The sequence below is a fragment of the Streptomyces sp. NPDC090088 genome (genome assembly GCF_044747345.1).
Lineage (GTDB): Bacteria > Actinomycetota > Actinomycetes > Streptomycetales > Streptomycetaceae > Streptomyces.
In genome coordinates this window covers 1,326,474-1,352,430 of sequence record NZ_JBIVDZ010000002.1, presented here as the reverse complement: position 1 = coordinate 1,352,430, position 25,957 = coordinate 1,326,474, and the positions used below count along the sequence as shown (strand labels likewise).

The following is a 25,957-nucleotide window of genomic DNA, read 5'->3' as shown; positions in this document are numbered from 1 at the left end:
GATACGCGTCGAACGGACAGCCGAAGATCGGTCGGAAGACCGGTCAGCCGAGCTGGTGCATCCAGCCGTGCTTGTCCTCGGCCGTGCCGCGCTGGATGTCGAGCAGCGCCTCGCGCAGCCGGAGGGTGACCGGGCCGGGCTCGCCGCCCGACTGCTGCCACTCGGCGTTCGTGCGCTTGACCGTGCCGACCGGGGTGATGACGGCGGCGGTGCCGCAGGCGAAGACCTCGGTGAGGGTGCCGTTCTCGGAGTCGCGCTGCCACTGCTCGATGGAGACCCGGGCCTCCTCGGACTCGTAGCCGAGGTCGCGGGCGACGGTCAGGAGGGAGTCGCGGGTGACGCCCTCCAGGATCGACCCGGTGAGGGTGGGGGTGACGATCACCGGCTTTTCATTGGATGCAGCGCCGTACACGAAGTACAGGTTCATGCCGCCGAGTTCCTCGACCCACTTGTGCTCGACTGCGTCGAGGTAGCAGACCTGGTCGCAGCCCTGGGCCGCCGCCTCGGCCTGGGCGAGCAGGGAAGCCGCGTAGTTGCCGCCGGTCTTGGCGTCGCCCATGCCGCCGGGGACGGCGCGGACGCGGTCCTCGGAGGCCCAGATGGAGACCGGCTTCACGCCACCGGGGAAGTAGGCGCCGGCCGGGGAGGCGATGACCAGGAAGAGGTACTCGTTGGCCGGCTTGACGCCCAGGCCGACCTCGGTGGCGATCATGAAGGGGCGCAGGTAGAGGGACTCCTCGCCGCCGTGCGCCGGGACCCAGTCCTTGTCCTGCTGGACCAGGGCGTCACAGGCCTCGATGAAGGTCTCCACCGGCAGCTCGGGCATGGCGAGCCGGCGGGCGGAACGCTGGAAGCGCTTGGCGTTCTGGTCGGGGCGGAAGGTGGCCACCGTGCCGTCGGGACGGCGGTAGGCCTTCAGGCCCTCGAAGATCTCCTGGGCGTAGTGCAGGACGTTGGTGGCCGGGTCGAGGGGGATCGGCGCGTACGGAACGAGCTGGCCGTCGTGCCAGCCGCGGCCCTCGGTCCACTTGATCGTCACCATGTGGTCGGTGAAGTGGCGGCCGAATCCGGGGCTGGCCAGGATCGCCTCGCGCTCGGCGGCGGCGGTCGGGTGCGCGGACGGCTTGAGCTCGATCGTGGGCGTCGTCATGAGTGGTAGTCCTTCACCGGTTGTAGTGATGGGCCGCGCTCACACCCTTGTCTCGTAGGACGTCCGAGCATTCCCTCATACCGCGGCTCCGCGTTCGATTATCGCGCGAGGGCCGGGATGGATGGAATCGGGGTGAAAGCGGACCGGGGTAGATGGTGACACCCGGCGGCAGGCATGGGGAAGCCGCCGGGCACGTGTGCGACCCGGCGGCTTCGAAGTGGTGCTTCGAGTGGCTCGGGTCAGCCGGCTACTCGTACGGCGAGCGCGTCGCCGATCTCCGAGGTGGAGCGGGCGGGCTTGCCCTGGCGCTCGGTGAGGTCGGCGGTGACGGCCTCCTCGACGCGGGCGGCCTCGGCCTCGTAGCCGAGGTGGCGCAGCAGCAGGGCGACGGACAGGACCGTGGCGGTGGGGTCGGCCTTGCCCTGGCCGGCGATGTCGGGCGCGGAACCGTGGACCGGCTCGAACATGGACGGGAACTCGCCGCTCGGGTTGATGTTCCCGCTCGCCGCGACACCGATGCCGCCGGAGACGGCCGCGGCGAGGTCGGTGATGATGTCGCCGAAGAGGTTGTCGGTGACGATGACGTCGAACCGGCCGGGGTCGGTGACCAGGTAGATGGTCGCCGCGTCGACGTGGATGTAGTCCGTGGTGACCTCGGGGAACTCGGCCGCCACCTTGTTGAAGATGTTCGTCCACAGGTGCCCGGCGAAGGTCAGCACGTTGTTCTTGTGGACCAGCGTGAGCTTCTTGCGCGGACGGGCCTGGGCGCGGGCGAAGGCGTCCCGGACGACCCGCTCGACACCGAACGCCGTGTTGACGGAGACCTCGGTGGCGACCTCGTGCTCGGTGCCCTTGCGGATGGTGCCGCCGTTGCCGGTGTACGGGCCCTCGGTGCCCTCGCGGACCACGACGAAGTCGATCTGCGGCTCGCCGGCCAGCGGGGTGGCGACACCCGGCAGGAGCTTCGACGGGCGCAGGTTGACGTGGTGGTCGAAGGCGAAGCGGAGCTTGAGCAGGAAGCCGCGCTCCAGGACGCCGGAGGGGACGCTCGGGTCGCCGATCGCGCCCAGCAGGATGACGTCGTGCTTCTTCAGCGCGTCGAGGTCGGCGTCGGTGAGGGTCTCACCGGTGGCGTGGTAACGCTGGGCGCCGAAGTCGTACTCCTGGGTCTCCAGCTTCACGTCCTCGGGGAGGACGGCGGAGAGGACCTTGAGGCCTTCGGCCACGACTTCCTGCCCGATGCCGTCACCGGGGATCACTGCGAGATTGATGCTGCGAGACATGTCGGCACCCTACTCCTCGTCCCATGGGATGACACAGGCTGTCCGTCATACGGACATGGCGCGTCGTTCCGTCGCCGGGCGTTCACCCGTACGTGTGACCGGTGTTGGCCCGCGCTGGGCATCGTCCCCGGTATGGACATCCCCGACTTCGGCATTCCGCCGCGGCTCGCCGCCCGGATGAGCATGGCCGAGCAGTACGAGTATCTGCGCACGCGGCTGGTGAGCCGCCGCACGCTGGTGTCGGCGGGTGCGATGGCGGGCACCCTGGCGGGCGGCAGTCTGCTGGCCGGCTGCGCCCGGACGGCGAAGTCGGCGGACCCGGCTCCGGCGACCTCGGCGGTCCGCGGCGCGGCGGTCGTGCCGTTCGGCCGCCATCTCGCCTTCGGCTCCGACCCGCGGACGCGGATGCGGGTCTCCTGGCAGGTGCCGTTCGCGGTGAAGAAGCCGTTCGTGCGGATCGGGTCGCGGCCGGACGCCCTGGGCCAGAAGGTCGCGGCGGAGATCCGGCATCTGCACACGCCCGGGGTGCGGGGGGTGCGCCCGGTGGTCGAGCAGTACTACGTGCACGCGGCCCTGGACGACCTCACGCCCGGCACCACGTACTACTACGGCGTCGGCCACGAGGGCTGGGACCCGGCCGCCCCGGCCCACCGCTCCGCCATCGCCTCCTTCCGCACCGCGCCCGCGCGTCCGGAGCGGTTCGTGTTCACGGCCTTCGGCGACCAGGGCGTCAGCCAGGCCGGCCGGGCCAGTGACAGCGCGCTGCTGAAGCAGAAGCCTGCCTTCCACCTGCACGCCGGCGACATCTGCTACGCGGACGGCAACGGCACCGGGAAGACCTCGGACGGCTACGACGCCCAGGAGTGGGACCGCTTCCTGAAGCAGAACGACCCGGTGGCCCGCTCGGTGCCGTGGATGGTGACGACCGGCAACCACGACATGGAGGCCTGGTACTCCCCCGACGGCTACGGCGGCCAGTACGCCCGCTTCGCCCTCCCGGACAACGGCTTCGACCCGCACGGCTCACCGGGCGTGTACGCGTTCACCTACGGCAACGTCGGCTTCGTGGCGCTGGACGCGAACGACGTGTCGTACGAGATCCCCGCCAACCTCGGCTACAGCGGGGGCCGGCAGACGAAATGGCTGGAGGAGAAGCTGAAGGAGCTGCGGTCGGCGAAGGGCGTGGACTTCGTGGTCGTCTTCTTCCACCACTGCGCGTACTCGACGTCCTCGCACGCCTCCGACGGCGGGATCCGGGCGGCCTGGCTGCCGCTGTTCACCCGGTACCAGGTGGACCTGGTCGTCAACGGGCACAACCACGTCTACGAACGCACGGACGCGGTGAAGGACGGCGGGGTCGGCCGCGCGGTCCCGGTCGGCGGCTCGACCGACCCGACCCGGGACGGCATCGTCTACGTCACGGCGGGCGGCGGCGGACGCGGCCTGTACGGGTTCCCCTCGGGGGTCGGGGACAGCTACGAGGGGCACGTCACCCGGCACGGCGCGGTGGACACCTCCCACTGGGCCAAGGGGCAGCACAGCGTGGCGGAGACGGTGGAGTGGTCCCGGGTGCGGTACACCGGCTTCTCCTTCCTCAAGGTCGAGGCGGAGACCGGTACGGCCCCGAGGCTGAAGGTGTCGGCACTCGCGCAGAGCGGTGCGCGGATCGACCACTTCGAGGTACGGCGCGGGCGGTGATCCGCAGGGTACGGCGCGGCTGTCCCGGCCGCGCCGTACCCCGTGCGGGTGCGGCTCCCGATCGGAGGGGCGGTTCGGCTCAGTGGCCGGTCTCGCCGCCGTTGTCGCGGCGGTCGAGGGCGCGCTGCAGCGCGGCGGCGGCGTTCTTGCGGTCGGACTCGCTCGTGCGGGACACGTGGCGGACTCGGCGGCGGACGGTCGTCTCGGCCATGGGAATCGACTCCTTCAGCACATACGTGGAGTACGGCAGGGGGGTTACGAGACGCCGGAAGGGGCGGGGAGCGGTGCCACAGGGGTTGCCTGTACGGGGCCCGGCTCACGACCGCCATTCGCTTGATCGAGCGAGACGTTCGGCTCCTACAAAAGTAAGGGAGCCGCCCGCATCTGTCTGCACAATTACTCGGACTTCCTACTATCTGAGACGGCGGAGTGGGTCACACGGCCGTGAACTGGGGTTTCGGCGGATGGGGCGACCACGGCAGCCGGATCGAACGGACTACATGACATCCCCGTCGCGCCAGTCGAAGACCAGCTCGTGGGCCGGGTCCAGGGCGCCCGCGCGGGCGGGACGCACGAACACACAGCCCTCCTCCTCCGGCAGCCGCACGATCCCCCGGTCCGGGGAGAGGGCGCAGATCCGGCCCGACCAGAGCCGCCAGCCCCGGGCGGTGTAGAGACGGGCGCCGTCGTCGCTGGCGCCGAGCGCGCCGAGGTCGTACGCCCGGTCGACGATCTCCTCCAGGGCGGCCATCACCTGACCGCCCAGTCCTCTGCGGCGGGCGTCGGCCCGGACGCCGACGGCCTCGACGTACCCGACGCGCAGCCAGCGGTCGCGGTAGCGGGCGCGGCGCTGCACGACCGAGCCGTGGGCCGCGAGTCCCTCCTCGTCGTGGACGAGGACGTGCAGGCCGCCCAGCCCGTGATCCCAGTCGCTGTCCCCGAAGTCCCCGCCGAAGGCCCCGTGCAGGAGGTCACGGGCGGCCCGGAGCTCGGCGGGGTCGAGGTCGGCGGTGTGCGCGATACGAAGTGACATGAACCCAGTATCGGGAGCTACCAGTCGACCGGTCCGTGGCGGTCGACGAAGCGGCCCGTGCCGGCGCCGGGCGGCTCGGTGGCGAGACGGACGACCGCGTCGGTGCCCTCGGTGACGGTCTGCGGACCGCTGTGCGCGTTGAGGTCGGTCGCCGTGTAACCGGGGTCGACGGCGTTGACGCGGATGTCCTTCAGGGCCTTGGCGTACTGCGTGGTGAGCATGGTCAGCGCCGACTTGGAGGCGGTGTAGAGGGGCGAGACGACGGTGGACTCGACGCGCTCCGGGTCGTGGGTGAGCGCGAACGACCCCATGCCGCTGCTGACGTTGACGATCACGGGGTCCGGCGAGCGGCGCAGCAGCGGGAGGAAGGCGGTGGTGGTGCGGATGACGCCGAAGACGTTGACGTCGAAGACACCGAGGGCGTCGGCGGCGGTCAGCTCCGCCGGGTCGCCGTGCGGGCCGGCGACCCCGGCGTTGTTGACCAGGACGTCGATCCGGCCCTCGTGGGCGGCGACGTCGGCGGCCGCGGCCGCCACGGAGGCCTCCTCGGTGACGTCGATCCGGACGAACCGCGCACCGAGCGCGGCGGCCGCCGCGGCGCCCTGCTCCGGGTCGCGGGCGCCGAGGAGCACGGTGTGGCCGAGCCCGGTGAGACGGCGGGCGGTCTCGCGGCCGAGGCCCTTGTTGGCCCCGGTGATGAAGGTGATGGTCATGCGTCGATCGTCGGCCCGGCGCGGGCCCGCTGCCAGGGACGCCTCGACCGTAGGAACGGCGGTACCAGGATGCCGGAGGCGGCAGGATGGAGACCATGGCGAGGAAAGAGGCGGACGGTCTGGGCCCGACGATCCGTACCTGGCGGGAGCGGCTGTCACCGGCGGCCGTGGGGGTGCCTGCGACCGGCCGCCCCCGCCGGGCGACCGGGCTGCGCCGGGAGGAACTGGCCGAGCTGGCCGGGGTGTCGGTCGACTACGTCGTACGGCTGGAGCAGGGCCGGGCCACGGCGCCGTCCGGGCAGGTGGTCGCCGCCCTGTGCCGTGCCCTGCGGCTGACGGCCGCCGAGCGCGAGCACCTCTACCGGATGGCCGGGCTGGTCCCGCCGGACGGCGGCCCGGTCCCGGACCACCTCCCGCCGGGTGTGCTCCGCGTGCTGGACCGGCTGGGCGGGGTGGCGGTCGGCGTGTTCACCGCGCACTGGCAGCTGCTGTGGTGGAACCCCGGCTGGGCCGCGCTGCTCGGCGACCCGGCGGCCACCCCGCCCGAGCTGCGCAACCTCGCCCGCGAGCGGTTCCCGGTCGGCGCCGGCGAGGCCCGCCTCTCGTCCTGGCCGGTACGGGTGGCCAACGCCGACGGCTCCGACCTCGCGATCGTGGCCGACCTGCGCCGCGCCACCGGCCGCTTCCCGCAGGACGCCCGGCTGGCCGGGCTGGTGCGCGAACTGGCCGAGGGCAACGAGCGGTTCGCCCGGCTCTGGGCGCGCGGCACGGTCGCCGCCCACCGCACGGACCGCAAGACGGTCGAGCATCCGCAGGCGGGTCCGGTGGAGGTGGACTGCGACGTCCTGACGGACTGCGACTCCGAGCTGAAGATCGTGATCCTCTCGGCGACGCCGGACACCGAGGGTGCGGCCCGGCTGCGCACGCTGCTCTAGCCGGGCAGGGCATGGGAACGGGCCGGGAAGCCTGCTCGTGGGTCAGGCTTCCCGGCCCGTGCTCGGGGGGGCTGAGGATCAGCCCATGTGCGGGTACGCGTAGTCGGTCGGCGCGACCAGCGTCTCCTTGATCGCGCGGGTCAGCGTCCAGCGCAGGAGGTTCTGCGGGGCGCCGGCCTTGTCGTTGGTGCCGGAGGCACGGCCGCCGCCGAAGGGCTGCTGGCCGACGACGGCGCCGGTCGACTTGTCGTTGATGTAGAAGTTGCCGGCCGCGTAGCGCAGCTTCTCCATCGTGTACGCGGCGGCGGCGCGGTCGTTGGAGATGACCGAGCCGGTCAGCGCGTAGTCGGACACCGACTCCATCTGGGTCAGCATCGCGTCGTACTCGTCGTCCTCGTAGACGTGCACGGCGAGGAACGGGCCGAAGTACTCGGTGCGGAAGACCTCGTTGTCCGGGTCGCCGCACACGACGACCGTCGGGCGGACGAAGTAGCCGACCGAGTCGTCGTAGGAGCCGCCCGCGACGATCTCGCAGGACGGGTCGGTCTTCGCGCGGTCGATCGCGGCCTTGTTCTTGGCGAACGCGCGGTCGTCGATGACGGCGCCGATGAAGTTCGACAGGTCGGTGACGTCACCCATGGTCAGGTAGTCGACCTCGGCGGCGAACTCCTCGCGGAAACCGTCGTTCCAGATGGACGCCGGGATGTAGGCGCGGGAGGTGGCCGAGCACTTCTGGCCCTGGTACTCGAAGGCACCCCGGGTGAGGGCGGTCTTGAGAACGGCCCGGTCGGCGCTCGGGTGGGCCACGAGGAAGTCCTTGCCACCCGTCTCGCCCACCAGGCGCGGGTACGAGCGGTACTTCTCGATGTTGTTGCCGACCGTCTTCCACAGGTACTGGAAGGTCTTGGTCGAGCCGGTGAAGTGGATGCCGGCGAGGTCGCGGTGCTCAAGGGCGACCTTGGACACCTCGATGCCGTCGCCGGTGACGAGGTTGATGACGCCCTTGGGCAGACCGGCCTCCTCCAGCAGCCGCATCAGCAGCACGGCGGCGTGGGTCTGGGTCGGGGACGGCTTCCACACGACCACGTTGCCCATGAGGGCGGGGGCGGTCGGCAGGTTGCCCGCGATGGCGCTGAAGTTGAACGGCGTGATCGCGTAGACGAAGCCCTCAAGGGGGCGGTGGTCCATGCGGTTCCAGACGCCCGGGGAGTTGGCCGGGGGCTGCTCGGCCAGGATCTGGCGGGCGTAGTGCACGTTGAAGCGCCAGAAGTCGATCAGCTCGCAGGGCGAGTCGATCTCGGCCTGCTGGGCGGTCTTGGACTGGCCGAGCATGGTGGAGGCGGCGATGGTCTCGCGCCACGGGCCGGAGAGCAGTTCGGCGGCGCGCAGGATGATCGCGGCGCGGTCGTCGAAGGACATCGCGCGCCAGACGGGCGCGGCGGCGAGGGCCGCGTCGATCGCGTCCTGGGCGTCCTGCCGGGTGGCGTGGTGCCCGGTGCCGATGACGGACTTGTGGTGGTGCGGCTGCACGACCTGGAAGGGCTCGCCGCCACCGAGCCGCTTCTCGCCGCCGATGGTCATCGGCAGCTCGATCGGGTTCTCGGCCAGCTCCTTGAGCTTGGCCTCCAGCCGGGCGCGCTCGGGCGAGCCGGGGGCGTAGCCGTGCACCGGCTCGTTGACGGGCGTGGGGACCTGGGTCACAGCGTCCATGAGATCCGTAACTCCTTGAACTTGAGCGGGTGGTGAGGCTTGGTGCGGGGCTCGCCGGGCTCAGCCCTTGCTGACCATCGAGCGGAGGAAGAAGCGCAGGTTCGCCGGCTTCTCCGCGAGACGACGCATGAAGTAGCCGTACCAGTCGGTGCCGTAGGCGGTGTAGACGCGCATCCGGTGGCCCTCGGCGGCGAGCCGCAGGTGCTCGTCGCTCCGGATGCCGTACAGCATCTGGAACTCGTACTCGTCGGGCTTGCGGCCCGCGCGCCGGGCGAGTTCCTGGGCGATGGAGATGAGGCGCGGGTCGTGGGAGCCGACCATCGGGTACCCCTCGCCCTCCATCAGAGTCCGCAGGATCCGGACGTACGCCTTGTCGATCTCGCTCTTCTGCTGGTAGGCGACCTCGGCGGGCTCCTTGTAGGCGCCCTTGACCAGGCGGACGCGGCTGCCGGCCGCGGCGAGGCGGCGGGCGTCGGCCTCGGTGCGGAAGAGGTAGGCCTGGATGACGCAGCCGGTCTGCGGGAAGTCCGTCCGCAGCTCCTCGTGGATGGCGAACATCGAGTCGAGGGTGGTGTGGTCCTCGGCGTCGAGGGTCACGGTCGTACCGATCGCGGCGGCGGCCTCGACGACCGGGCGGACGTTGGCGAGGGCGAGCTCGTGACCGCCTTCCAGCGCTTGCCCGAACATCGACAGCTTCACCGACATCTCGACGCGCTCGCCGAGGCCGAGGTCCTTCAGCCGCTCGACGAGCGCGAGGTAGGCGTCCCGGGCGGCGGCGGCCTGCTCCGGGGTGGTGATGTCCTCGCCGACGACGTCCATCGTCAGCTCCAGGCCGCGGCCGGTGAGCTCCTCGATGATCGGGACGATGTCGGCGACCGTCTCACCGGGGATGAAGCGGTCGACGACCTGCTTCGTCACCGGGGCCGCCGAGATCAGACGACGCATCCGGTCGCTGCGCGACGCGGCGAGAATCACGGGACCCAGCACGGGGCACCTCCACAACACATGCCGTAACGGCCGCGATCCGACGATTTGGATACGGCACGGGGAACCACCGTGAAAGTTAAGGATCCCTTCGATCGTGGGCCATCGACAGCTGTCACGCATCCGTGCCACGGATCTCAGACAGATGTATGAAGGCATCCGTGAATTGCGGGAGAATGCCCGGGTGACGTCGGAATTCAAGGGTGACTACCAGGAGCTGGTCGACGAGATCTCGGAGCTCCTCGGCGTCCCGGCGACCCTGGAGAACCGGGACTTCGAACTGCTCGCCTTCGGGGCGTACGACAGTGAGGGCGACCTGGATCCGTCGGCGCTGGACCCGGTCCGCACCCGCTCGATCCTGACCCGGCGCTCCACCTCGGCGGTCCGCGCCTGGTTCGAGGGCTTCGGCATCACCCGGGCGACCGGACCGGTCCGCATCCCGCCGACCCCGGAGGCCGGGGTGTACCGGGGACGGATCTGTCTGCCGGTACGCCATCGGGGCGTCGTCCTCGGCTATGTATGGCTGCTCGACGACGACCCGGGCCCGACGGACGCCCAGCTGGCCGCGGCCATGGAGGTGGCCGGGCGCATCGGCGCACTGCTCGCGGACGAGGCGCAGGCCGGGGCGGGGCTGGGCCGGGAGCTGCGGGCGGTGCTCACGGCGGAGCCCGGCTGGCATCGGGACGCGGCGGTGGCCGAGCTGCGGACCGCCCTCGGCGCTCGCGCGGACGTCCCGCACACGGTGGTCTGCGTCGCGCCCTGGCCCTCCGCCGACCCGGACGACGCCCCCTCCCCGCGGACGGTCCCGCACGCCACCGCGCTGTGCACGCTGCCCTGGGGCACGGCGGGCCACAGCCTGGCCGTACTGGTCCGGCTGCGCAGCACCGACGTGGTCACCCCCGCCCTGACGGCCGCCGCCCGGCTGCTCAAGGACGCGGAGGAGGCCCGCTCGGCGGCGGCCCGCGGGGCCGGGGCGCGGACGGCCGCCGCCGTCGCCGCGGGATTCGCGGGGTCGACGGCCCTGGCGGCCCCGGGCCGCGCGGCGGGGGTGGGCGACGCCCGGACCGGCCTCGCCGAACTGGGCGCGGCCTGGCAGGAAGCCGCCGCCGCGACCCGCGCCGCGCTGGCCGAGCCCCGGTTCGGGCCGGTCGCCGAGTGGGCCCGCATCGGCCCCTACCGGCTGCTGACCGCCCTGGGACCGGAGGCCTCCCACGACCGCGCCGTGAGCCCCCTGCTCACCCCGGCCCACCGCGAACTCGCCCGCACCGCCGAGGCCTACCTCGACTGCGCGGGCCAGGCAGGCCGCACAGCGGCGGCCCTCGGCATCCACCGCCAGACCCTCTACTACCGCCTCTCCCGCGTCGAACAGCTCACCGGCCTCGACCTGGACGACGGCGAGGACCGCCTACTGCTGCACATGGCTCTGAAGGGGGCACGGCTGTAGGCCTTCGTCTCCGGGCTGTACGGCCGCTTCCCGGCTGCGGCGGTGTCTGCCAACGACGGCGTCCGGCTACGGCGGCGTCCGGCTACGGCGGCGTCCGGCTACGGCGGCGTCCGGCCGAACGGCCGTAGCCGGGGGCACGGCCACGTCCCGGCGATACAGCCATGCCCCGCCCGCACCGCAACGCCCCGGCCATTCGGCCACACCACCCCCGCACCACCACGCTCCGGCCGCACGACCAGGTGCCGCCCGTGCCGCCGCTCCCTGCCCTGCGCCTCCTACCTCCGCCCCTTCCCCTTCGCGGTCTTCCGGTAGGCGCTGACGCCGTCCTCGTAAGGCACCGCGCCGGCCTGGCGGGAGGCGGTCGGCATGGTGACGTCGTCCACGTTGCGGACCAGCTTGATCTTGCCGAACAGCTGCTCGGGGATGACGAGTTCGTCGGAGCCGTGGTAGGCCATCTCCGGCCCGCTGCCCGACGCGCCGGTGTCTTCGAACTCGACCCCGCCGTCGGACTCGTCGGCGTGGTGACCCACCGTGACGTCGTCGGCGACATAGACGGCGACCAGGAACCGCCCCCACAGCCGGGCCTCCTTCTTGGCGGCGGCGGTGCCCGGGGCCTTCGCGCCGGGCGGGCCGACGACCGGGGCGACGTAGAAGCCGCGCCCCTTGCCGATGCCGTGGCCGGAGGCGATCCGGGCCACGTCCGGGCCGTCGATGATCAGACCGCCGACGTTCTCCGCGTTGGTGCCGTGGAAGCCCACGAACCGGTAGCCGGACAGCGACGCGCTCAGCGTCCGCTGCTGTTCGGCGATGTCGCCCTCGGGCATCTCCCGGCGGAACTCGGCCGCCTCCGGCGCCCCGAACTCGTCCGTGTCCCAGTGCCCCGCGTCCCAGTCCTCGCCGGTCTCGGAGGCGGTCTCGGACTCGGCCTCGGACTCCTCTTCGCTGCTGCTGTCGGTGTTCCGCCGGGCCGGGGCGGTGCGGAAGAACCCGCCCTCCTCGTCGCTGTCGCTCTCGCTGCTGGTGCTGGCGGTCGTGGCCACCCGGGTGACGACCGCGCGCACCGCGGCCCACACCGCGGCCGCGCCGACGGCACCCCCGGCCCCCTCCAGCCGGGCCAGGACCCGGCGCAGGACGTCGGGTTCGGCGTAGTTCGCCGGCGCCGGGCGGGTCGGGTGGCTCATCAGCCACACCAGCAGATCGGAGGCGGAACGGACCGTCACCGGGCCGTCGTCGCCCTGGATGACCAGCTGTTTCCCGTCCCCGTCGGTCTGGCGCTGCACGGACGGGCCGGACGGTCCGGCGGACTGCCCGGAGCGGCGGAACATCTCCGCCACGGCGGCGTTGCCTGCGGTGCCCATCATGCCCAGCAGCCCCGGCGACGGCGACCGCTCCTGACGGACCGTCGGCCGCGCCGGCGAACGCTCCCTCCGGGTCTCTCGCGCACCGGTGTGGCCGTGAGCGTGCATGGGATACCTTCCGCCGGGATCAGAAACGGTTCTCCTGACGTCGATAGCCGCCGGCGCCGGCGACGGTCCAGACCCTCCGGGGCAGCGTCGGCTGCCCGATGAGGCATCCGGCCGGTCCCCGCGCTCAGGTGCGGGTGGCGGCCTCGACGATCTGGCGCAGCCCCTCGGTGAGCGCGTCGCCGTCGGGCGCGGTCTTCGGGTCGAAGGTCCATGCCGAGATCAGGCCGGACATGAGGGTCATGTAGAAGCGGCCGAGGGTGTCGGCGGTCTCGTCGGAGACCTCCTCCTCCGGTACGCCCATCATCAGCGAGGTCAGTCCACGGCCGCCCTCGCGCTGGGCGCGGGCCAACTGGTCGCGCACCTCCGGCAGCTGATCGCCCATCGCCATGATCTCCACGCTGAGCCGCCACATCGTGCCGGGCTCGCGCATGGTGCCGACGATGTGCGACCACACCTCGCGGAACCGGTCGAGGGAGCCGGGCGCTCCGGTCAGCCCTGCGTCGCCGCCGTCGAAGGACAGCTCCTCCACCAGCGCGATGTAGGCCTGCGCGAGCAGCGCGTCCTTGGAGCCGTAGTGGTAGCCGATCGAGGCGAGGTTGGTCCCCGACTCCTTGACGATGTCGCGCGCCGTCGTCCGCGCGAACCCCTTCTCCAGCAGGCAGCGCTTGGCGCCTTCCAGCAGATCCTCACGGTGTCCCATGCGGACCACCCTACCCCGGGATCCATACAACCGTCCTAGACGAATGACTTATACATTCGTTCTAGACAAGCGTTTAATACGCCCGTACATTCCTCGGCATGACGAACCCGACGAGCACGACCACCACCCCACGTGAGACCGGCACCCTTGCGGGACGCCGTGAATGGACCGCGCTCGGCGTGCTGATGCTGCCGCTGCTCCTGGTCTCGATGGACGTCTCGGTCCTCTACTTCGCCCTCCCGGCGATCGGCGCGGACCTCCGTCCGAGCGGCACCCAGCAGCTGTGGATCCTGGACGTCTACGGCTTCGTCCTGGCCGGCCTGCTGATGACCATGGGCGCGCTGGGCGACCGCGTCGGCCGCCGTCGCCTGCTGCTCTTCGGCGCCGCGGCCTTCGGCGGCGCCTCGCTGCTCGCCGCGTACGCGGACAGCGCCGGGACCCTGATCGCCGCCCGCGCGGTGCTCGGCCTCGGCGGCGCGACCCTGATGCCGTCCACGATGGCCCTGCTGCGCACGATGTTCACCGACCCCGGCCAGCGCGCGAAGGCGATCGGCCTGTGGTCCGGGGTGATGACCGGCGGGATCGCGCTCGGCTCGGTGATGAGCGGGATCCTCGTCGAGCACTTCTGGTGGGGCTCGGTCTTCCTGGTCAACCTGCCCGCGATGGCCCTGCTCCTGCTCCTCGGCCCGTTCCTGCTCCCGGAGTCCCGCGACCCCTCCCCCGGCCGCTTCGACTGGCTGAGCGTCCCGCTCTCGCTGGCCGCCGTACTCCCGGTGATCTACGGCCTGAAGGAGATCCCCTCCGAGGGCTGGCACCCGCTGTACGTCGTCTCGGTCACCGTCGGCCTGCTCTTCGCCGCCCTCTTCGTCCACCGCCAGCGCACCACCGGCTCCCCGCTGATCCCGCCGGCCCTGCTGAAGGGCCGCGGCTTCACCCCGGCGCTGGTCCTCACCCTCGTCGCCTCGCTCGCCATGATGGGCTCGGCCGTCTTCACCACGCAGTACCTGCAGTCGGTCCTCGGGATGAGCCCGCTCGCGGCGGCGCTGTGGAGCCTGCTGCCCTCGGTGTTCATCGGGGTCGCCGGACCGGTCACGGCCCAGCTGGTGCAGCGCGGCGCCGACCGGGGGTACGTCGTCGCGGGCGGCTTCGCGGCCATGGCGGCCGGGTTCGTGCTGCTCGCCCTCGTCGGCACCGACTCGCTGTGGCTGGTGCTGACCGGGGCCGGCGTCCTCGCCTGCGGAATGGTCGCGATCATGTCCCAGCTGACCGACCTCGCGATGGGCGGAGCGCCGGTGGAACGGGCGGGCACGGCCTCCTCACTGCTGGAGACCGGCGCGGAGTTCGGCGGCGCGCTGGGGATGGCGGTGCTGGGGTCGATCGGTACGGCCGTCTACCGCCACGACATGCCGGCCACGGCTCCGGCACCGGCCCGGGAGACGCTGGGCGGCGCGCTGGCCACGGCGGGCCGGCTGCCGGGGCACGCGGGAGACGCCCTGGTCCGGACCGCGCGGGAGGCGTTCACCAGCGGGATGCGGGGGGCGGCGATCGCGGGGGCGGTGCTGCTGGTGCTGGCGGCGGTGGGGGCGGGGGTGAGCCTGCGCAAGAGCGCGTAGACAGCGGAACGCCGACCGGGCTGAGGGACTCTCAGCCCGGCCGGCGTCCGTGCATCTCGGGGTCAGACGAGGTTGACCGCACGGGCCGAGGTGGCCCCGATCTCCTCGGCGACCTCGGCCAGCACACCGGCGTCGACCGAGTCGTCGACGGTCAGCACGGCCAGCGCCTCGCCGCCGGCGACCGCACGGGCCACCTGCATACCGGCGATGTTGATGCCCGCCTCGCCGAGGATGCGGCCGACGGTGCCGACGACGCCCGGGCGGTCCTCGTAGCGCAGCACCAGCAGGTGGTCGGCGATGGCGAGGTCGACGTCGTAGTCGCCGACCGCGACGATCTTCTGGAGGTGCTTCGGGCCGGCCAGCGTGCCGGAGACCGACACCTCCTCGCCGTCCGCGAGCGTGCCGCGCACGGTCACCACGTTGCGGTGCTCGCTCGCCTCGGAGCTGGTGGTGAGGCGGACCTCGACACCCCGCTCCTGCGCGAACAGCGGCGCGTTGACGTACGACACCGTCTCGTCGACGACGTCCTCGAAGACGCCCTTGAGCGCGGACAGCTCCAGCACCTTCACGTCGTGCTGGGTGATCTCGCCGTAGACCTCGACGTCGAGACGGACCGCGACCTCGCCCGCGAGCGCGGTGAAGATGCGGCCGAGGCGCTCGGCGAGCGGCAGGCCCGGCTTGACGTCCTCGGCGATGACACCGCCCTGCACGTTGACCGCGTCCGGGACCAGCTCGCCGGCGAGGGCGAGGCGCACGGACCGGGCGACCGCGATACCGGCCTTCTCCTGGGCCTCGTCGGTGGAGGCGCCGAGGTGCGGGGTGCAGACGACCTGGTCCAGCTCGAAGAGCGGGGAGTCGGTGCACGGCTCCTTGCTGTAGACGTCGAGGCCGGCGCCGGCGACCCGGCCCTCCTTCAGCGCCGCGTACAGCGCCTCCTCGTCGACGATGCCACCGCGCGCGGCGTTGACGATGCGCACCGACGGCTTGACCTTGCGCAGCGCCTCCTCGCCGATCAGACCGACCGTCTCGGGGGTCTTCGGGAGGTGCACGGTGATGAAGTCGGCGACCTCCAGCAGCTCGTCCAGCGACAGCACCTTCACGCCCATCTGGGCGGCGCGGGCGGGCTGGATGTAGGGGTCGTACGCGACGATCTTCATGCCGAAGGCGGACATGCGCTGCGCGACCAGGGCGCCGATGCGGCCGAGGCCGACGACACCGAGGGTCTTCTCGGCGAGCTCGACACCGGTGTACTTGCTGCGCTTCCACTCGCCGTTCTTCAGCGCGGCGTTGGCCTGCGGGATGTGGCGGGCGCTGGAGACGAGGAGACCGCAGGCCAGTTCGGCGGCGGTCACGATGTTGGAGGTCGGCGCGTTGACGACCATCACGCCGGCCTTGGTGGCGGCGGAGACGTCGACGTTGTCCAGGCCGACGCCGGCTCGTGCGACGACCTTCAGCTTCTTGGCCGCGGCGATGGCCTCGGCGTCGACCTTGGTGGCGGAGCGGATCAGGATCGCGTCCACGTCGGCGATGGCGGGGAGCAGCTCGGCCCGGTCTGCTCCGTTGGTGTGCCGGATCTCGAAGTCCGGGCCCAGCGCGTCGACGGTGGCGGGCGACAGCTCTTCAGCGATGAGTACGACAGGTTTCGAGCTCACGTGAGTCCTCACAGGTCCAATGCGGACGGCCGTCCCGACGGCCGCAGGCGGTGGAGGTTGGCTAGCCGCGTGGAGACGCACGACGCTGTGGGCCTGACGCGTATGTAGTACGGCAGTGTAGTGGCGCGGCAGGAGTCGTCCTGCGCCTCTGCGGAAGGATCACCCGTCCGAGATTCGACGGGGTGGACAACGGGGCCGGAGCAGTGTGCTCCGGCCCCGTCGGCTGAGGCTTACGCCTCCTCGTTCACCCAGCTCATCAGCTTGCGCAGCTGCTTGCCGGTGGTCTCCAGCAGGTGCTCGGAGTCCGCGGTCTTGTACTCGTTGTACTTCTTCAGACCGCCGTGGTACTCGGCCATCCAGTTGTTGGCGAAGGTGCCGTCCTGGATCTCCGCGAGGATCTGCTTCATCTCGGCCTTGGTGGCGTCGGTGATGATCCGCGGGCCGGTGACGTAGTCGCCCCACTCGGCGGTCTCGGAGACCGACCAGCGCATCTTCTCCAGGCCGCCCTCGTACATGAGGTCCACGATCAGCTTCAGCTCGTGCAGGCACTCGAAGTAGGCGATCTCCGGCTGGTAGCCGGCCTCCACCAGGGTCTCGAAACCGGCCTTGACCAGGGCGGAGGTACCACCGCAGAGGACGGCCTGCTCGCCGAACAGGTCGGTCTCGGTCTCCTCGGTGAAGGTCGTCTTGATGACGCCGGCGCGGGTGCCGCCGATGCCCTTCGCGTACGACAGCGCGAGCGCGAAGCCGTTGCCGGTGGCGTCCTGCTCGACGGCCACGATGCACGGGACGCCGCGGCCCTCCTCGTACTGGCGGCGCACCAGGTGGCCCGGGCCCTTGGGGGCGACCATGCAGACGTCGACGCCGGCCGGGGGCTTGATGAAGCCGAAGCGGATGTTCAGGCCGTGGCCGAAGAACAGCGCGTCGCCGTCGTTCAGGTTCGGGGCGATGGACTCCTCGTAGACCTGGGCCTGGATCGGGTCCGGGACGAGGATCATGATGACGTCGGCCTCGGCGGCGGCCTCCGCCGGGGTGACCACGCGCAGGCCCTGCTCCTCGGCCTTCGCCTTGGACTTGGAGCCCTCGTGCAGACCGACACGGACGTCGACACCGGAGTCGCGCAGCGACAGCGCGTGGGCGTGGCCCTGGCTGCCGTAGCCGATGACCGCGACCTTGCGGCCCTGGATGATGGACAGGTCGGCGTCGGCGTCGTAGAACAGCTCGGCCACTTTGGGTTCTCTCCTTGGTGTGCAGATGTTGCGTCCCACCGTATGACGGTGGGCGGAAGGGAAGTCTCGGGGTCTCGGTATACGGGCGGCCGGTGAGCCGGGACGGATCGGCGGCCGCCCGTGTCAAGCCTTACGCAGAACGGTCGAGCGCGCGCAGCGACCGGTCGGTGATCGAGCGGGCGCCGCGGCCGATCGCGATGGTGCCGGACTGCACCAGCTCCTTGATGCCGAAGGGCTCCAGCATCTTGAGCATGGCGGTCAGCTTGTCGCTGCTGCCGGTGGCCTCGATGGTGACGGCCTCCGGGGAGACGTCGACGGTCTTGGCGCGGAACAGCTGGACGATCTCGACGATCTGGGAGCGCGTCTCGTTGTCGGCGCGCACCTTCACCAGAACGAGTTCCCGCTGAACGGCCGAACCCGGCTCCAGCTCGACGATCTTCAGCACCTCGACGAGCTTGTTGAGCTGCTTGGTGACCTGCTCCAGCGGCAGCGCCTCGACGCTGACCACGATCGTGATGCGGGAGATGTCGGCGTGTTCGGTGACCCCGACGGCGAGCGAGTCGATGTTGAAGCCGCGGCGGGAGAACAGCGCGGCGATCCGGGCGAGGATGCCCGGCTTGTTCTCCACCAGGACGGAGAGCGTGTGCTTGGACATGTTCTTCTGCGTCTCTCTCGCTCAGTCGTCTTCGTTGTCGCCGAAGTCGGGGCGGACGTCCCGGGCGGCCAGGATCTCGTCGTTGGAGGTGCCGGCGGCGACCATCGGCCACACCATGGCGTCCTCGTGGACGATGAAGTCGATGACGACCGGGCGGTCGTTGATGGAGTTCGCCTCTTCGATGACCTTGTCGAGGTCGTCCGGGGACTCGCAGCGGATCGCGTAGCAGCCCATGGCCTCCGACAGCTTGACGAAGTCGGGGACCCGGGTGCCGCGGGCGTCCGGGTTGACGTCGTCCGGGCCGGAGTGCAGGACGGTGTTGGAGTACCGCTGGTTGTAGAACAGGGTCTGCCACTGGCGGACCATCCCGAGGGCGCCGTTGTTGATGATGGCGACCTTGATCGGGATGTTGTTCAGGGCGCAGGTGGTCAGTTCCTGGTTGGTCATCTGGAAGCAGCCGTCGCCGTCGATCGCCCAGACGGCCTGCCCGGGCCGGCCGGCCTTGGCGCCCATGGCGGCCGGGACCGCGTAGCCCATGGTTCCGGCGCCGCCGGAGTTCAGCCAGGTGGCGGGCTTCTCGTACTGGACGTAGTGCGCGGCCCACATCTGGTGCTGGCCGACGCCCGCCGTGAAGATCGTGCCCTCCGGGGCGAGCTGCCCGATGCGCTCGATGACCTGCTGCGGGGAGAGCGAGCCGTTGTCGGGCAGGTCGTAGCCCAGCGGGTAGGTCTCGCGCCAGCGGCTCAGGTCCTTCCACCAGGCGGTGTAGTCGCCCTGGTTCCCCTCGCTGTGCTCCTTCTGGACCGCCTGGATCAGGTCGGCGATGACCTCGCGGGCGTCACCGACGATCGGCACGTCGGCGGCGCGGTTCTTGCCGATCTCCGCGGGGTCGATGTCGGCGTGGACGATCTTCGCGTACGGGGCGAAGCTGTCCAGCTTGCCGGTGACGCGGTCGTCGAAGCGGGCTCCGAGGGCGACGATCAGGTCGGCCTTCTGCAGCGCGGTGACGGCGGTGACCGCACCGTGCATGCCCGGCATTCCCACGTGCAGCGGGTGGCTGTCGGGGAACGCGCCGAGCGCCATCAGGGTGGTGGTGACGGGCGCTCCGGTGAGCTCGGCGAGGACCTTGAGTTCGGCGGTGGCGTGCGACTTGATGACACCGCCGCCGACGTACAGGACGGGCCGCTTCGCGGCGGTGATCAGCTTGGCGGCCTCGCGGATCTGCTTGGCGTGCGGCTTGGTCACCGGGCGGTAGCCGGGCAGGTCCATGACCGGCGGCCAGGAGAAGGTGGTCTTCGCCTGGAGGATGTCCTTGGGGATGTCCACGAGAACCGGGCCCGGACGGCCGGTGGAGGCGATGTGGAACGCCTGCGCGATGATCCGCGGGATGTCCTCGGCCTTGGTGACCAGGAAGCTGTGCTTGGTGATCGGCATGGTGATGCCGACGATGTCCGCCTCCTGGAAGGCGTCCGTGCCGATCGCCTCGGAGACGACCTGGCCGGTGATCGCCACGAGCGGCACCGAGTCCATGTTCGCGTCCGCGATCGGCGTCACCAGGTTGGTGGCACCGGGTCCCGAGGTCGCCATGCAGACGCCGACCTTGCCGGTGGCCTGCGCGTAGCCGGTGGCCGCGTGTCCGGCACCCTGCTCGTGACGGCAGAGGACATGGCGCACCCGGGTGGAGTCCATCAGCGGGTCGTAGGCCGGCAGGATCGTGCCGCCGGGAATGCCGAATACCGTGTCAGCGCCGACCTCCTCAAGGGAGCGGATGAGGGACTTCGCACCCGTGACGTGCTCGACGGGGGCGGGCTGCTGTCCTCCGGAACGGGGCCTCGGCTGCGGATGGTGGGCCGCGGCGCTCTGCTCGGTCATCGGCATTCTCTTCTCGATGCTGAGGGTTTTTGCGAGGTTCGTACGGTTTTCTGCCGCCGTACGCATGCTGTACAGGTGGTGCTGGTGCAACAAAAAACCCCTCGTGCCAAAAGGCAAGCGAGGGGAGCGCGCCGGTGTGGTCGCTGGGCTTTCCGGAGCCTTCTCCGGTGGGACCCAACTCAGCCGACGCGCTGTCCAAGTACGAGAATTCGGGTGCGCATGGGACTGACCCTCCCTCCGACGCGCACCACGTGTCAAGCGGGTGGGACGGGAGTCTCATTATGTGAGCGAAGGGCACTTCCGCCTCCGAGCACCGCGGGCACACCACTGGTGTACACCCCCGCGCCGCCGCCCGCACCACTGCCCGCGAACGCCGGCTCGGCCGGTGCGTGCGGAACCGGATAGTGGCCGGATCCGAGCGCCCGGCGCAGCCGGTACTCGTCCACCGGGCCGGAGAAGGCCATGCCCATCCCGTGGGTGCAGCCCATCGTGCGCAGCGCCGTGACCTGCTCGGGCAGGTCGACGCCCTCGGCCACCGACTGGAGTCCCAGGTCGCCGGCGATCCGCAGCAGCCCGCTGGTGATCTTGTGCAGCCGGGGCGACTCGACGACGCCCTCGACCAGGCTGCGGTCGAGCTTGAGCACGTCGACGGGGAGCTTGCGCAGGGCCGTGATCGCCGCGTAGCCGCTGCCGAAGCCGTCCAGCGCGATCCGGACACCGTGCCGGCTGAGCCCGGTCAGGCGCCGCTCCAGTTCGTCCAGCGGGACCCTGGGGTCGGTGTCGGACAGCTCCAGGACCAGCGCCCCGGACGGCAGGCCGTGCCGGGTGAGCAGGGCCTCCACGGAGCCGAGCGGCGAGGACCGGTCGAGCAGCCGCCGGGCACTGGTGCGGACGGCGATCGGCACCACCAGACCGTTGGCGGCCCGCTCGGCGGCCTGTTCGACCGCCTCCTGGAGGATCCAGCGGTCCAGCTCGGCGGTCTTGTCGCTGTCCTCGGCGACCCGCAGGAACTCGGCCGGGGTGAACAGCACCCCCTGCGAGGAGCGCCAGCGCGCCTGGGCGGAGACCGACTCGATCCGGCCGTTCTCCAGGCAGACCACGGGCTGGTGCAGCAGCGCGAACTCGCCGTCGTGCAGCGCGGCCCGCAGCCGGGTGGCCAGTTCCGCCTTGCGTACGACGTCCTGCTGCATCTGCGGCCGGTACAGCTCGACGCGGCCCTTCCCGGCCGACTTGGCGCGGTACATCGCCAGGTCGGCGTTGCGCAGCAGCTCGCCCGCGCCGAGACCCGGTTCGGCGAAGGCGACACCGATGGACGCGTTGACACGGACATCGTTGCCGTCAATGAGATACGGCTGGGAGAGGGTCACCCTGAGGCGGTCGGCGAGCTCCAGGATGTGCCGCTCCCGGGCACTGCGGTCACGGGTGTGGTCTCCGACGATCAGCGCCGCGAACTCGTCGCCGCCCAGCCGGGACGCGGTGTCGCCCTGGCGGACCGCGTCCTGGAGTCTGCGCGCGGCCTGGACGAGCAGTTCGTCCCCGGCCTGGTGCCCGATCGTGTCGTTGACGGCCTTGAACCCGTCCAGGTCGATGAAGAGCACCGCCGTGTTCCTCAGGGCGGGGCCCCGGTCGGAGGAGCGGCGGCCGGACAGGGCCTGCTGGACGCGCCGGGTGAACAGGGCGCGGTTGGGCAGGTCGGTGAGCGGGTCGTGCTCGGCGTTGTGCTGGAGCTGCGCCTGCAGCCGCACCCTTTCGGTCACGTCCCGGCTGTTGAAGATGAGGCCGCCGTGGTGCCGGTTGACGGTGGACTCGACATTGAGCCAGCCGCCCTCACCGGACCGGAAGCGGCACTCGATACGGGTGGTGGGTTCCTCCTGGGGGCGGGCGGCGAGGAAGCGGCGCACCTCGTGTACCACGCAGCCCAGGTCCTCCGGGTGGATGAGGCTGGCCAGTTCCGAGCCCACCAGGTCGTCGGCGGGCCGTCCGTAGACCCCGGCGGCGGCCGGGGAGACGTACCGCAGGACCCCGCTGGGCGCGGCGATCATGATGACGTCGCTGGAGCCCTGCACCAGGGAGCGGAAGTGGTTCTCCTGGTGCGCCAGTTCCTGGGTGAGGGTGATGTTGTCGAGCAGCATGATGCCCTGGCGGACGACGAGCGCGAGCACCACGCAGCCGGCGGTGATCAGGACGACATGGTCGGGGCTGCGGCCGTTGAGGACGTTGTAGAGGATGCCCAGGGTGCACACGGCGGCGGCCAGGTACGGGGTGAGCGCGGCCAGGGAGCCGGTCAGCGGGCGGCCCGCCGGGTACCGGCTGTGATCACCTCCCGGGGCGGGCGGGGGCACCTGCCTGGGCGTCGCGGCCCGGGTCCCGGGCACGTGCTCGTGGACCACGCGGGTGTGCCCGTCGGGCTCCTGGGCGCCCTGCGGCCGGGGCGCGGCCCACGGGGCGTACGCCAGCAGCAGCGACCCGGCGAACCAGCCCGCGTCGAGCAGTTGCCCGGAGCGGTAGCTGCTGTGCAGCAGCGGCGAGGTGAACAGGGCGTCGCACATCACCGTCAGGGCGAGCGCGCCGATCGCGGTGTTCACCGCGGTGCGGTTGCCCGGCGAGCGCCGGAAGTGCAGCGCGAGCACCATGCTGACCAGGGCGATGTCCAGCAGCGGGTACGCCAGCGAGAGCGCGGTGTGCGCGACGCTGGGCCCGTCGAACCGGGCGGCCTGGGCGAGCGCGAGGCTCCACGACAGGGTGAGCAGCGAGCCGCCGATCAGCCAGGCGTCCAGACCCAGGCAGATCCAGCCGGCCTTGCTCACCGGCCGCTTGGCCAGCACCAGCAGGCCGACGATGGCGGGCGGCGCGAAGCACAGGAAGAACAGGTCGGCGTAGCTGGGGCTGGGCACCGGCCGCTGGAGCACGACCTCGTACCACCCCCAGACCGCGTTGCCGAGGGCCGCCATCGCCGAGGAGAGGGCGAACAGCAGCCAGGCAGGTCGAAAGCGGACCCGCGGGGAGCGGGCGTAGAAGAAGCACGACACGGCGGCGGTGCCGGCGGCCGCGGTCAGACCGAAGTCGCCCATGAACAGGGCCACTTGGTTCGAGCCCCAGTCGAACGCGGAACCGACGGCGTATCCCGCGCAGACCAGGGCCAGGACGAGTTGGCGGACCACGCCGGTCCCGCCGCCGGTGACCGGCGGCCGGGGGTGCGGCATCCCCGCCGGAGGCTGTGCCCGCAGCGCTCCGGGGAGTGTGGTCGTCACAGAGGTCGGCGCTGTCACCGGATGCTCCCGGCCCGCGCCGTTCCCGGGTCCCTCGGATCCCGGTGCGCCGGGTGAGGGTGCCGCCCGCGCCCGCTGGGCCGGCGGTGGTGGTGATGGCTGGTGTGGTGGCCGCGTCTGCGCGCAGCTGTGCGCCAGGGTCGCCGCCGGCGGCTCCGCCGCGTCGGATCGTTCGTCCATAGGCCGTGCATCGCCCGTCGCCCCCCTCACAAATCTGAAATGTCCATCCCCGGCGCCGAACGGTGCGCGGCGCAGCCCCTGTCGGGACGATACACCAGTCTCGTCACTCAGGGACATAGCTTCTCTACGCTCCGTGACGACCAGCGGCAATACGCGCACGCACCGCGCCCGGAAGGTCGCGGACCGTACCGGAAGCGGATTACACGCGTGTTGCTGGGATTGTCAGTTGTCGGTGGATCCCGTCGTAAGGATCACGTTTCGCAACGGCTCCCGGTTCACGAAGCGGTTCAACTGCTCGACGACGACGCGCTTGGCGCGCGGCAGGAAGGCCGAGGTGGGGCCGCCGACATGAGGGCTGATCAGCACGCCGGGCGCCTGCCACAAGGGGTGTCCGGCCGGCAGCGGCTCGGGGTCGGTGACGTCGAGGGCGGCGGTGAGCCGGCCGCTCTCCAGTTCGGCCAGGAGCGCCTTGGTGTCCACGACGGGACCGCGCGCGATGTTCACCAGTAGCGCACCGTCCTTCATCCGTGCGAGGAACTCCGCGTTGACCAGGCCACGCGTGGTGTCCGTGAGGGGCGTGGAGAGGATGACGACATCGGCTTCCGGAAGCAGATTCGGCAGTTCGGTGAGCGGATGCACGGGACCGCGCGCCGAGGCGCGCCCGGAGCGCGCGACGCGCGCCACCCGCGCAACCTCGAAGGGCACGAGCCGGTCCTCGATGGCGGAACCGATCGCTCCGTAACCGACGATGAGGACGGACTTGTCGGCGAGGGCGGGGTGGAAGCCGCTCTCCCAGTGCTCCTCCTGCTGGGCCCGCACGAACCCCGGGACGCCGCGCAGCGAGGCCAGCGTCAGGGTGAGCGCGAGTTCGGCGGTGCTCGCGTCGTGCACGCCCCGCGCGTTGCAGAGGGGCACCCCGGGGACGATGAGGTCACGGGCCGCGATCATGTCGTCGACACCGGCGGTGAGGGTCTGGATGAGCCGGACGTTCCTCATCTCCGCCAGCGGCCGCGCCTTCACGTTCTGCCGCTTCATGTAGGGGACGACGTAGACGGCGCAGTCGGCGGGGTCGCCGGGGAAGGCCTGGTCACCGTCCCAGAAGAGGTAATTGAGCCCTTCGGGCAGGTCCGTGAACTCGTCGAGCGGGATGGGGAGCCATGCGTCGTGGGTCATGGTCAGGAGGCTATGTCAGGGGTATGTCGGCGAGCGGGTTAGGTTGGGGGTCCGGAGAAGGAGGTTCACGGGCTGGTGGAGCGCAGGACGATCGGCGCGGGGGCGCTAGCAGTGGGGGCCGTCGGACTCGGGTGCATGCCGATGAGCTGGGCGTACAGCGGGTCGCGGCAGCGGGGTGACGAGTCGGTGAGGGCGGTGCACCGGGCGCTGGACCTGGGCGTGACGCTGCTCGACACGGCGGACATGTACGGGCCGTTCACGAACGAGCTGCTGCTGGGGCGGGTGCTCAAGGAGCGGCGTGCCGAGGCGTTCGTGTCGACGAAGGTGGGGCTGCTCGTCGGCGACCAGCACATCGTGGCGAACGGCCGGCCCGGCTATGTGAAGCGGGCGTGCGACGCGTCGCTGCGCCGGATGCAGACCGATGTGATCGACCTCTACCAGTTGCACCGCGCCGACCCCGAGGTGCCGGTCGAGGAGACCTGGGGCGCGATGGCGGAACTGGTGCAGGCGGGGAAGGTGCGGGCGCTGGGGTTGTGCGCCGTGGGGGCGCGCGGGGGGCGCAGGTCCGGCGCGCGGTTGCATGACGCGACCCTTCGGCAGTTGCAGCGGGTGCAGCAGGTGTTTCCGGTCAGTGCGGTGGAGGCCGAGCTGTCGGTGTGGTCGCCGGAGGCGCTGGAGGCGCTGCTGCCGTGGTGCGAGGCGCGGGGCGTGGGGTTCCTGGCGGCGATGCCGCTGGGCAACGGGTTCCTGACGGGGACGCTCACGCCGGGTGAGGGGTTCGAGCCGGACGATCTGCGGGCGCGGCATCCGCGGTTCACGGCGGAGATGATGGCGGCGAACCAGCCGATCGTGGCGGAGTTGCGGAGGGTGGCCCGCCGGCAGGGGGACGAGGTCACCGCGGCTCAGGTGGCGCTGGCGTGGGTGCTGGCGCAGGGGCGGCACGTGGTACCGGTGCCGGGGGCGAAGCAGGGCCGGTGGGTGGCGGAGAACGCGGGCTCGGTGGATGTGCGGCTGAGTGCGGAGGATCTGGCGGAGCTGGGGCGGCTGCCGGCCGCGCAGGGATCGTGGGACTGAGTGGGTGGTGTGGAAGTGCCGCGGTCCGTCGTCGGCCGGGTGCGGCTCCGTCGTAGCTGGTCGCGCAGTTCCCCGCGCCCCTGGCGGGGCGCTGCTGCCGTCGGTTCACTGGTGGTCGCGCCCA

At 71.4% G+C, this 25,957-nt stretch carries 20 protein-coding genes; 5 read left to right on the top strand and 15 right to left on the bottom strand.

Translation table 11 applies throughout. The features are described from left to right. Positions 1 to 43 precede the first annotated feature (43 nt). On the bottom strand, positions 44 to 1,150 hold the full coding sequence (locus ACIPSJ_RS14865; RefSeq protein ID WP_359221455.1) for a branched-chain amino acid aminotransferase: 1,107 nt from the start codon (positions 1,148 to 1,150) through the stop codon (positions 44 to 46). Positions 1,151 to 1,389: 239 nt separating this feature from the next. Then, on the bottom strand, positions 1,390 to 2,433 hold the full coding sequence (locus ACIPSJ_RS14860; protein ID WP_359221453.1) for a 3-isopropylmalate dehydrogenase: 1,044 nt from the start codon (positions 2,431 to 2,433) through the stop codon (positions 1,390 to 1,392). 132 nt (positions 2,434 to 2,565) lie between these two features. On the opposite strand from ACIPSJ_RS14860, the gene ACIPSJ_RS14855 reads away from it, so the two are divergent. Continuing rightward, positions 2,566 to 4,131 carry a purple acid phosphatase family protein gene (locus ACIPSJ_RS14855; protein WP_401345936.1) on the top strand — a complete coding sequence of 522 codons (1,566 nt, stop codon included), beginning with the start codon at positions 2,566 to 2,568 and terminating at the stop codon, positions 4,129 to 4,131. 79 nt (positions 4,132 to 4,210) lie between these two features. Here the strand turns inward: ACIPSJ_RS14855 and ACIPSJ_RS14850 are convergent, their stop codons facing one another. The 3 genes from ACIPSJ_RS14850 to ACIPSJ_RS14840 all read right to left on the bottom strand — a co-directional run bounded on the left by ACIPSJ_RS14850 (position 4,211) and on the right by ACIPSJ_RS14840 (position 5,877). Next, a complete protein-coding gene (locus ACIPSJ_RS14850) occupies positions 4,211 to 4,342 on the bottom strand; it encodes a hypothetical protein (protein ID WP_015493350.1) in 132 nt (43 codons plus the stop codon). 285 nt (positions 4,343 to 4,627) lie between these two features. Next, positions 4,628 to 5,164, bottom strand: coding sequence for a GNAT family N-acetyltransferase (locus tag ACIPSJ_RS14845; RefSeq protein WP_401345934.1), 537 nt, complete (start codon positions 5,162 to 5,164; stop codon positions 4,628 to 4,630). Positions 5,165 to 5,181: 17 nt separating this feature from the next. Continuing rightward, positions 5,182 to 5,877, bottom strand: coding sequence for an SDR family NAD(P)-dependent oxidoreductase (locus tag ACIPSJ_RS14840; RefSeq protein WP_401345932.1), 696 nt, complete (start codon positions 5,875 to 5,877; stop codon positions 5,182 to 5,184). An 86-nt stretch (positions 5,878 to 5,963) separates the two neighbouring features. Between ACIPSJ_RS14840 and ACIPSJ_RS14835 the strand changes: the two genes are divergently transcribed. Further along, entirely contained in the window at positions 5,964 to 6,812 is an 849-nt protein-coding gene (locus tag ACIPSJ_RS14835) for a helix-turn-helix transcriptional regulator (protein ID WP_401345929.1), read from the top strand. A gap of 78 nt (positions 6,813 to 6,890) precedes the next feature. Here ACIPSJ_RS14835 and pruA read toward each other — a convergent pair whose 3' ends face one another. Both pruA and ACIPSJ_RS14825 read right to left on the bottom strand, forming a co-directional pair. Beyond that, on the bottom strand, positions 6,891 to 8,522 hold the full coding sequence (gene pruA, locus ACIPSJ_RS14830; RefSeq protein WP_401345927.1) for an L-glutamate gamma-semialdehyde dehydrogenase: 1,632 nt from the start codon (positions 8,520 to 8,522) through the stop codon (positions 6,891 to 6,893). A 60-nt stretch (positions 8,523 to 8,582) separates the two neighbouring features. Further along, positions 8,583 to 9,509: a proline dehydrogenase family protein gene (locus ACIPSJ_RS14825; protein WP_359221443.1), complete on the bottom strand. Its 927-nt coding sequence runs from the start codon at positions 9,507 to 9,509 to the stop codon at positions 8,583 to 8,585. Positions 9,510 to 9,690: 181 nt separating this feature from the next. Here ACIPSJ_RS14825 and ACIPSJ_RS14820 point away from each other — a divergent pair, with 181 nt between their 5' ends. Further along, entirely contained in the window at positions 9,691 to 10,950 is a 1,260-nt protein-coding gene (locus ACIPSJ_RS14820) for a PucR family transcriptional regulator (RefSeq protein ID WP_401345923.1), read from the top strand. A gap of 275 nt (positions 10,951 to 11,225) precedes the next feature. On the opposite strand, the gene ACIPSJ_RS14815 is transcribed toward ACIPSJ_RS14820, so the two are convergent. Beyond that, entirely contained in the window at positions 11,226 to 12,416 is a 1,191-nt protein-coding gene (locus ACIPSJ_RS14815) for a hypothetical protein (protein ID WP_401345921.1), read from the bottom strand. Between the two features lie 124 nt (positions 12,417 to 12,540). Then, complete coding sequence (locus tag ACIPSJ_RS14810; protein WP_359221438.1) at positions 12,541 to 13,116, bottom strand: TetR/AcrR family transcriptional regulator; 576 nt, start codon at positions 13,114 to 13,116, stop codon at positions 12,541 to 12,543. A gap of 98 nt (positions 13,117 to 13,214) precedes the next feature. Between ACIPSJ_RS14810 and ACIPSJ_RS14805 the strand changes: the two genes are divergently transcribed. Next, positions 13,215 to 14,729 carry an MFS transporter gene (locus ACIPSJ_RS14805; protein WP_401345918.1) on the top strand — a complete coding sequence of 505 codons (1,515 nt, stop codon included), beginning with the start codon at positions 13,215 to 13,217 and terminating at the stop codon, positions 14,727 to 14,729. 62 nt (positions 14,730 to 14,791) lie between these two features. Here ACIPSJ_RS14805 and serA read toward each other — a convergent pair whose 3' ends face one another. The 6 genes from serA to ACIPSJ_RS14775 form a co-directional block, all read right to left on the bottom strand. Continuing rightward, entirely contained in the window at positions 14,792 to 16,381 is a 1,590-nt protein-coding gene (serA, locus tag ACIPSJ_RS14800) for a phosphoglycerate dehydrogenase (protein WP_355714219.1), read from the bottom strand. A gap of 230 nt (positions 16,382 to 16,611) precedes the next feature. Beyond that, positions 16,612 to 17,610, bottom strand: coding sequence for a ketol-acid reductoisomerase (gene ilvC / locus ACIPSJ_RS14795; protein WP_393661246.1), 999 nt, complete (start codon positions 17,608 to 17,610; stop codon positions 16,612 to 16,614). Positions 17,611 to 17,740: 130 nt separating this feature from the next. Beyond that, positions 17,741 to 18,265 (bottom strand): acetolactate synthase small subunit, encoded by a 525-nt coding sequence (gene ilvN, locus ACIPSJ_RS14790; RefSeq protein WP_355717132.1) that lies wholly within the window; start codon positions 18,263 to 18,265, stop codon positions 17,741 to 17,743. Between the two features lie 21 nt (positions 18,266 to 18,286). Beyond that, positions 18,287 to 20,137, bottom strand: coding sequence for an acetolactate synthase large subunit (locus tag ACIPSJ_RS14785; RefSeq protein WP_359218857.1), 1,851 nt, complete (start codon positions 20,135 to 20,137; stop codon positions 18,287 to 18,289). Positions 20,138 to 20,391: 254 nt separating this feature from the next. Next, positions 20,392 to 23,406 carry a putative bifunctional diguanylate cyclase/phosphodiesterase gene (locus tag ACIPSJ_RS14780; protein WP_401345914.1) on the bottom strand — a complete coding sequence of 1,005 codons (3,015 nt, stop codon included), beginning with the start codon at positions 23,404 to 23,406 and terminating at the stop codon, positions 20,392 to 20,394. A gap of 402 nt (positions 23,407 to 23,808) precedes the next feature. Next, complete coding sequence (locus ACIPSJ_RS14775; protein WP_401345912.1) at positions 23,809 to 24,759, bottom strand: 2-hydroxyacid dehydrogenase; 951 nt, start codon at positions 24,757 to 24,759, stop codon at positions 23,809 to 23,811. Between the two features lie 75 nt (positions 24,760 to 24,834). Between ACIPSJ_RS14775 and ACIPSJ_RS14770 the strand changes: the two genes are divergently transcribed. Further along, positions 24,835 to 25,833, top strand: coding sequence for an aldo/keto reductase (locus tag ACIPSJ_RS14770; protein ID WP_401345910.1), 999 nt, complete (start codon positions 24,835 to 24,837; stop codon positions 25,831 to 25,833). Positions 25,834 to 25,957: the final 124 nt, after the last annotated feature.

Coding starts and splice junctions, on each gene's coding strand:
- ACIPSJ_RS14850 (WP_015493350.1), bottom strand. CDS start 4,342: ATGGCCGAGACGACCGTCCGCCGCCGAGTCCGCCACGTGTCCCGCACG.
- pruA (WP_401345927.1), bottom strand. CDS start 8,522: ATGGACGCTGTGACCCAGGTCCCCACGCCCGTCAACGAGCCGGTGCAC.
- ACIPSJ_RS14855 (WP_401345936.1), top strand. CDS start 2,566: ATGGACATCCCCGACTTCGGCATTCCGCCGCGGCTCGCCGCCCGGATG.
- ACIPSJ_RS14775 (WP_401345912.1), bottom strand. CDS start 24,759: ATGACCCACGACGCATGGCTCCCCATCCCGCTCGACGAGTTCACGGAC.
- ACIPSJ_RS14845 (WP_401345934.1), bottom strand. CDS start 5,164: ATGTCACTTCGTATCGCGCACACCGCCGACCTCGACCCCGCCGAGCTC.
- ACIPSJ_RS14865 (WP_359221455.1), bottom strand. CDS start 1,150: ATGACGACGCCCACGATCGAGCTCAAGCCGTCCGCGCACCCGACCGCC.
- ACIPSJ_RS14785 (WP_359218857.1), bottom strand. CDS start 20,137: ATGACCGAGCAGAGCGCCGCGGCCCACCATCCGCAGCCGAGGCCCCGT.
- ACIPSJ_RS14810 (WP_359221438.1), bottom strand. CDS start 13,116: ATGGGACACCGTGAGGATCTGCTGGAAGGCGCCAAGCGCTGCCTGCTG.
- ilvN (WP_355717132.1), bottom strand. CDS start 18,265: ATGTCCAAGCACACGCTCTCCGTCCTGGTGGAGAACAAGCCGGGCATC.
- ACIPSJ_RS14805 (WP_401345918.1), top strand. CDS start 13,215: ATGACGAACCCGACGAGCACGACCACCACCCCACGTGAGACCGGCACC.
- ACIPSJ_RS14860 (WP_359221453.1), bottom strand. CDS start 2,433: ATGTCTCGCAGCATCAATCTCGCAGTGATCCCCGGTGACGGCATCGGG.
- ACIPSJ_RS14815 (WP_401345921.1), bottom strand. CDS start 12,416: ATGCACGCTCACGGCCACACCGGTGCGCGAGAGACCCGGAGGGAGCGT.
- ACIPSJ_RS14840 (WP_401345932.1), bottom strand. CDS start 5,877: ATGACCATCACCTTCATCACCGGGGCCAACAAGGGCCTCGGCCGCGAG.
- ACIPSJ_RS14835 (WP_401345929.1), top strand. CDS start 5,964: ATGGAGACCATGGCGAGGAAAGAGGCGGACGGTCTGGGCCCGACGATC.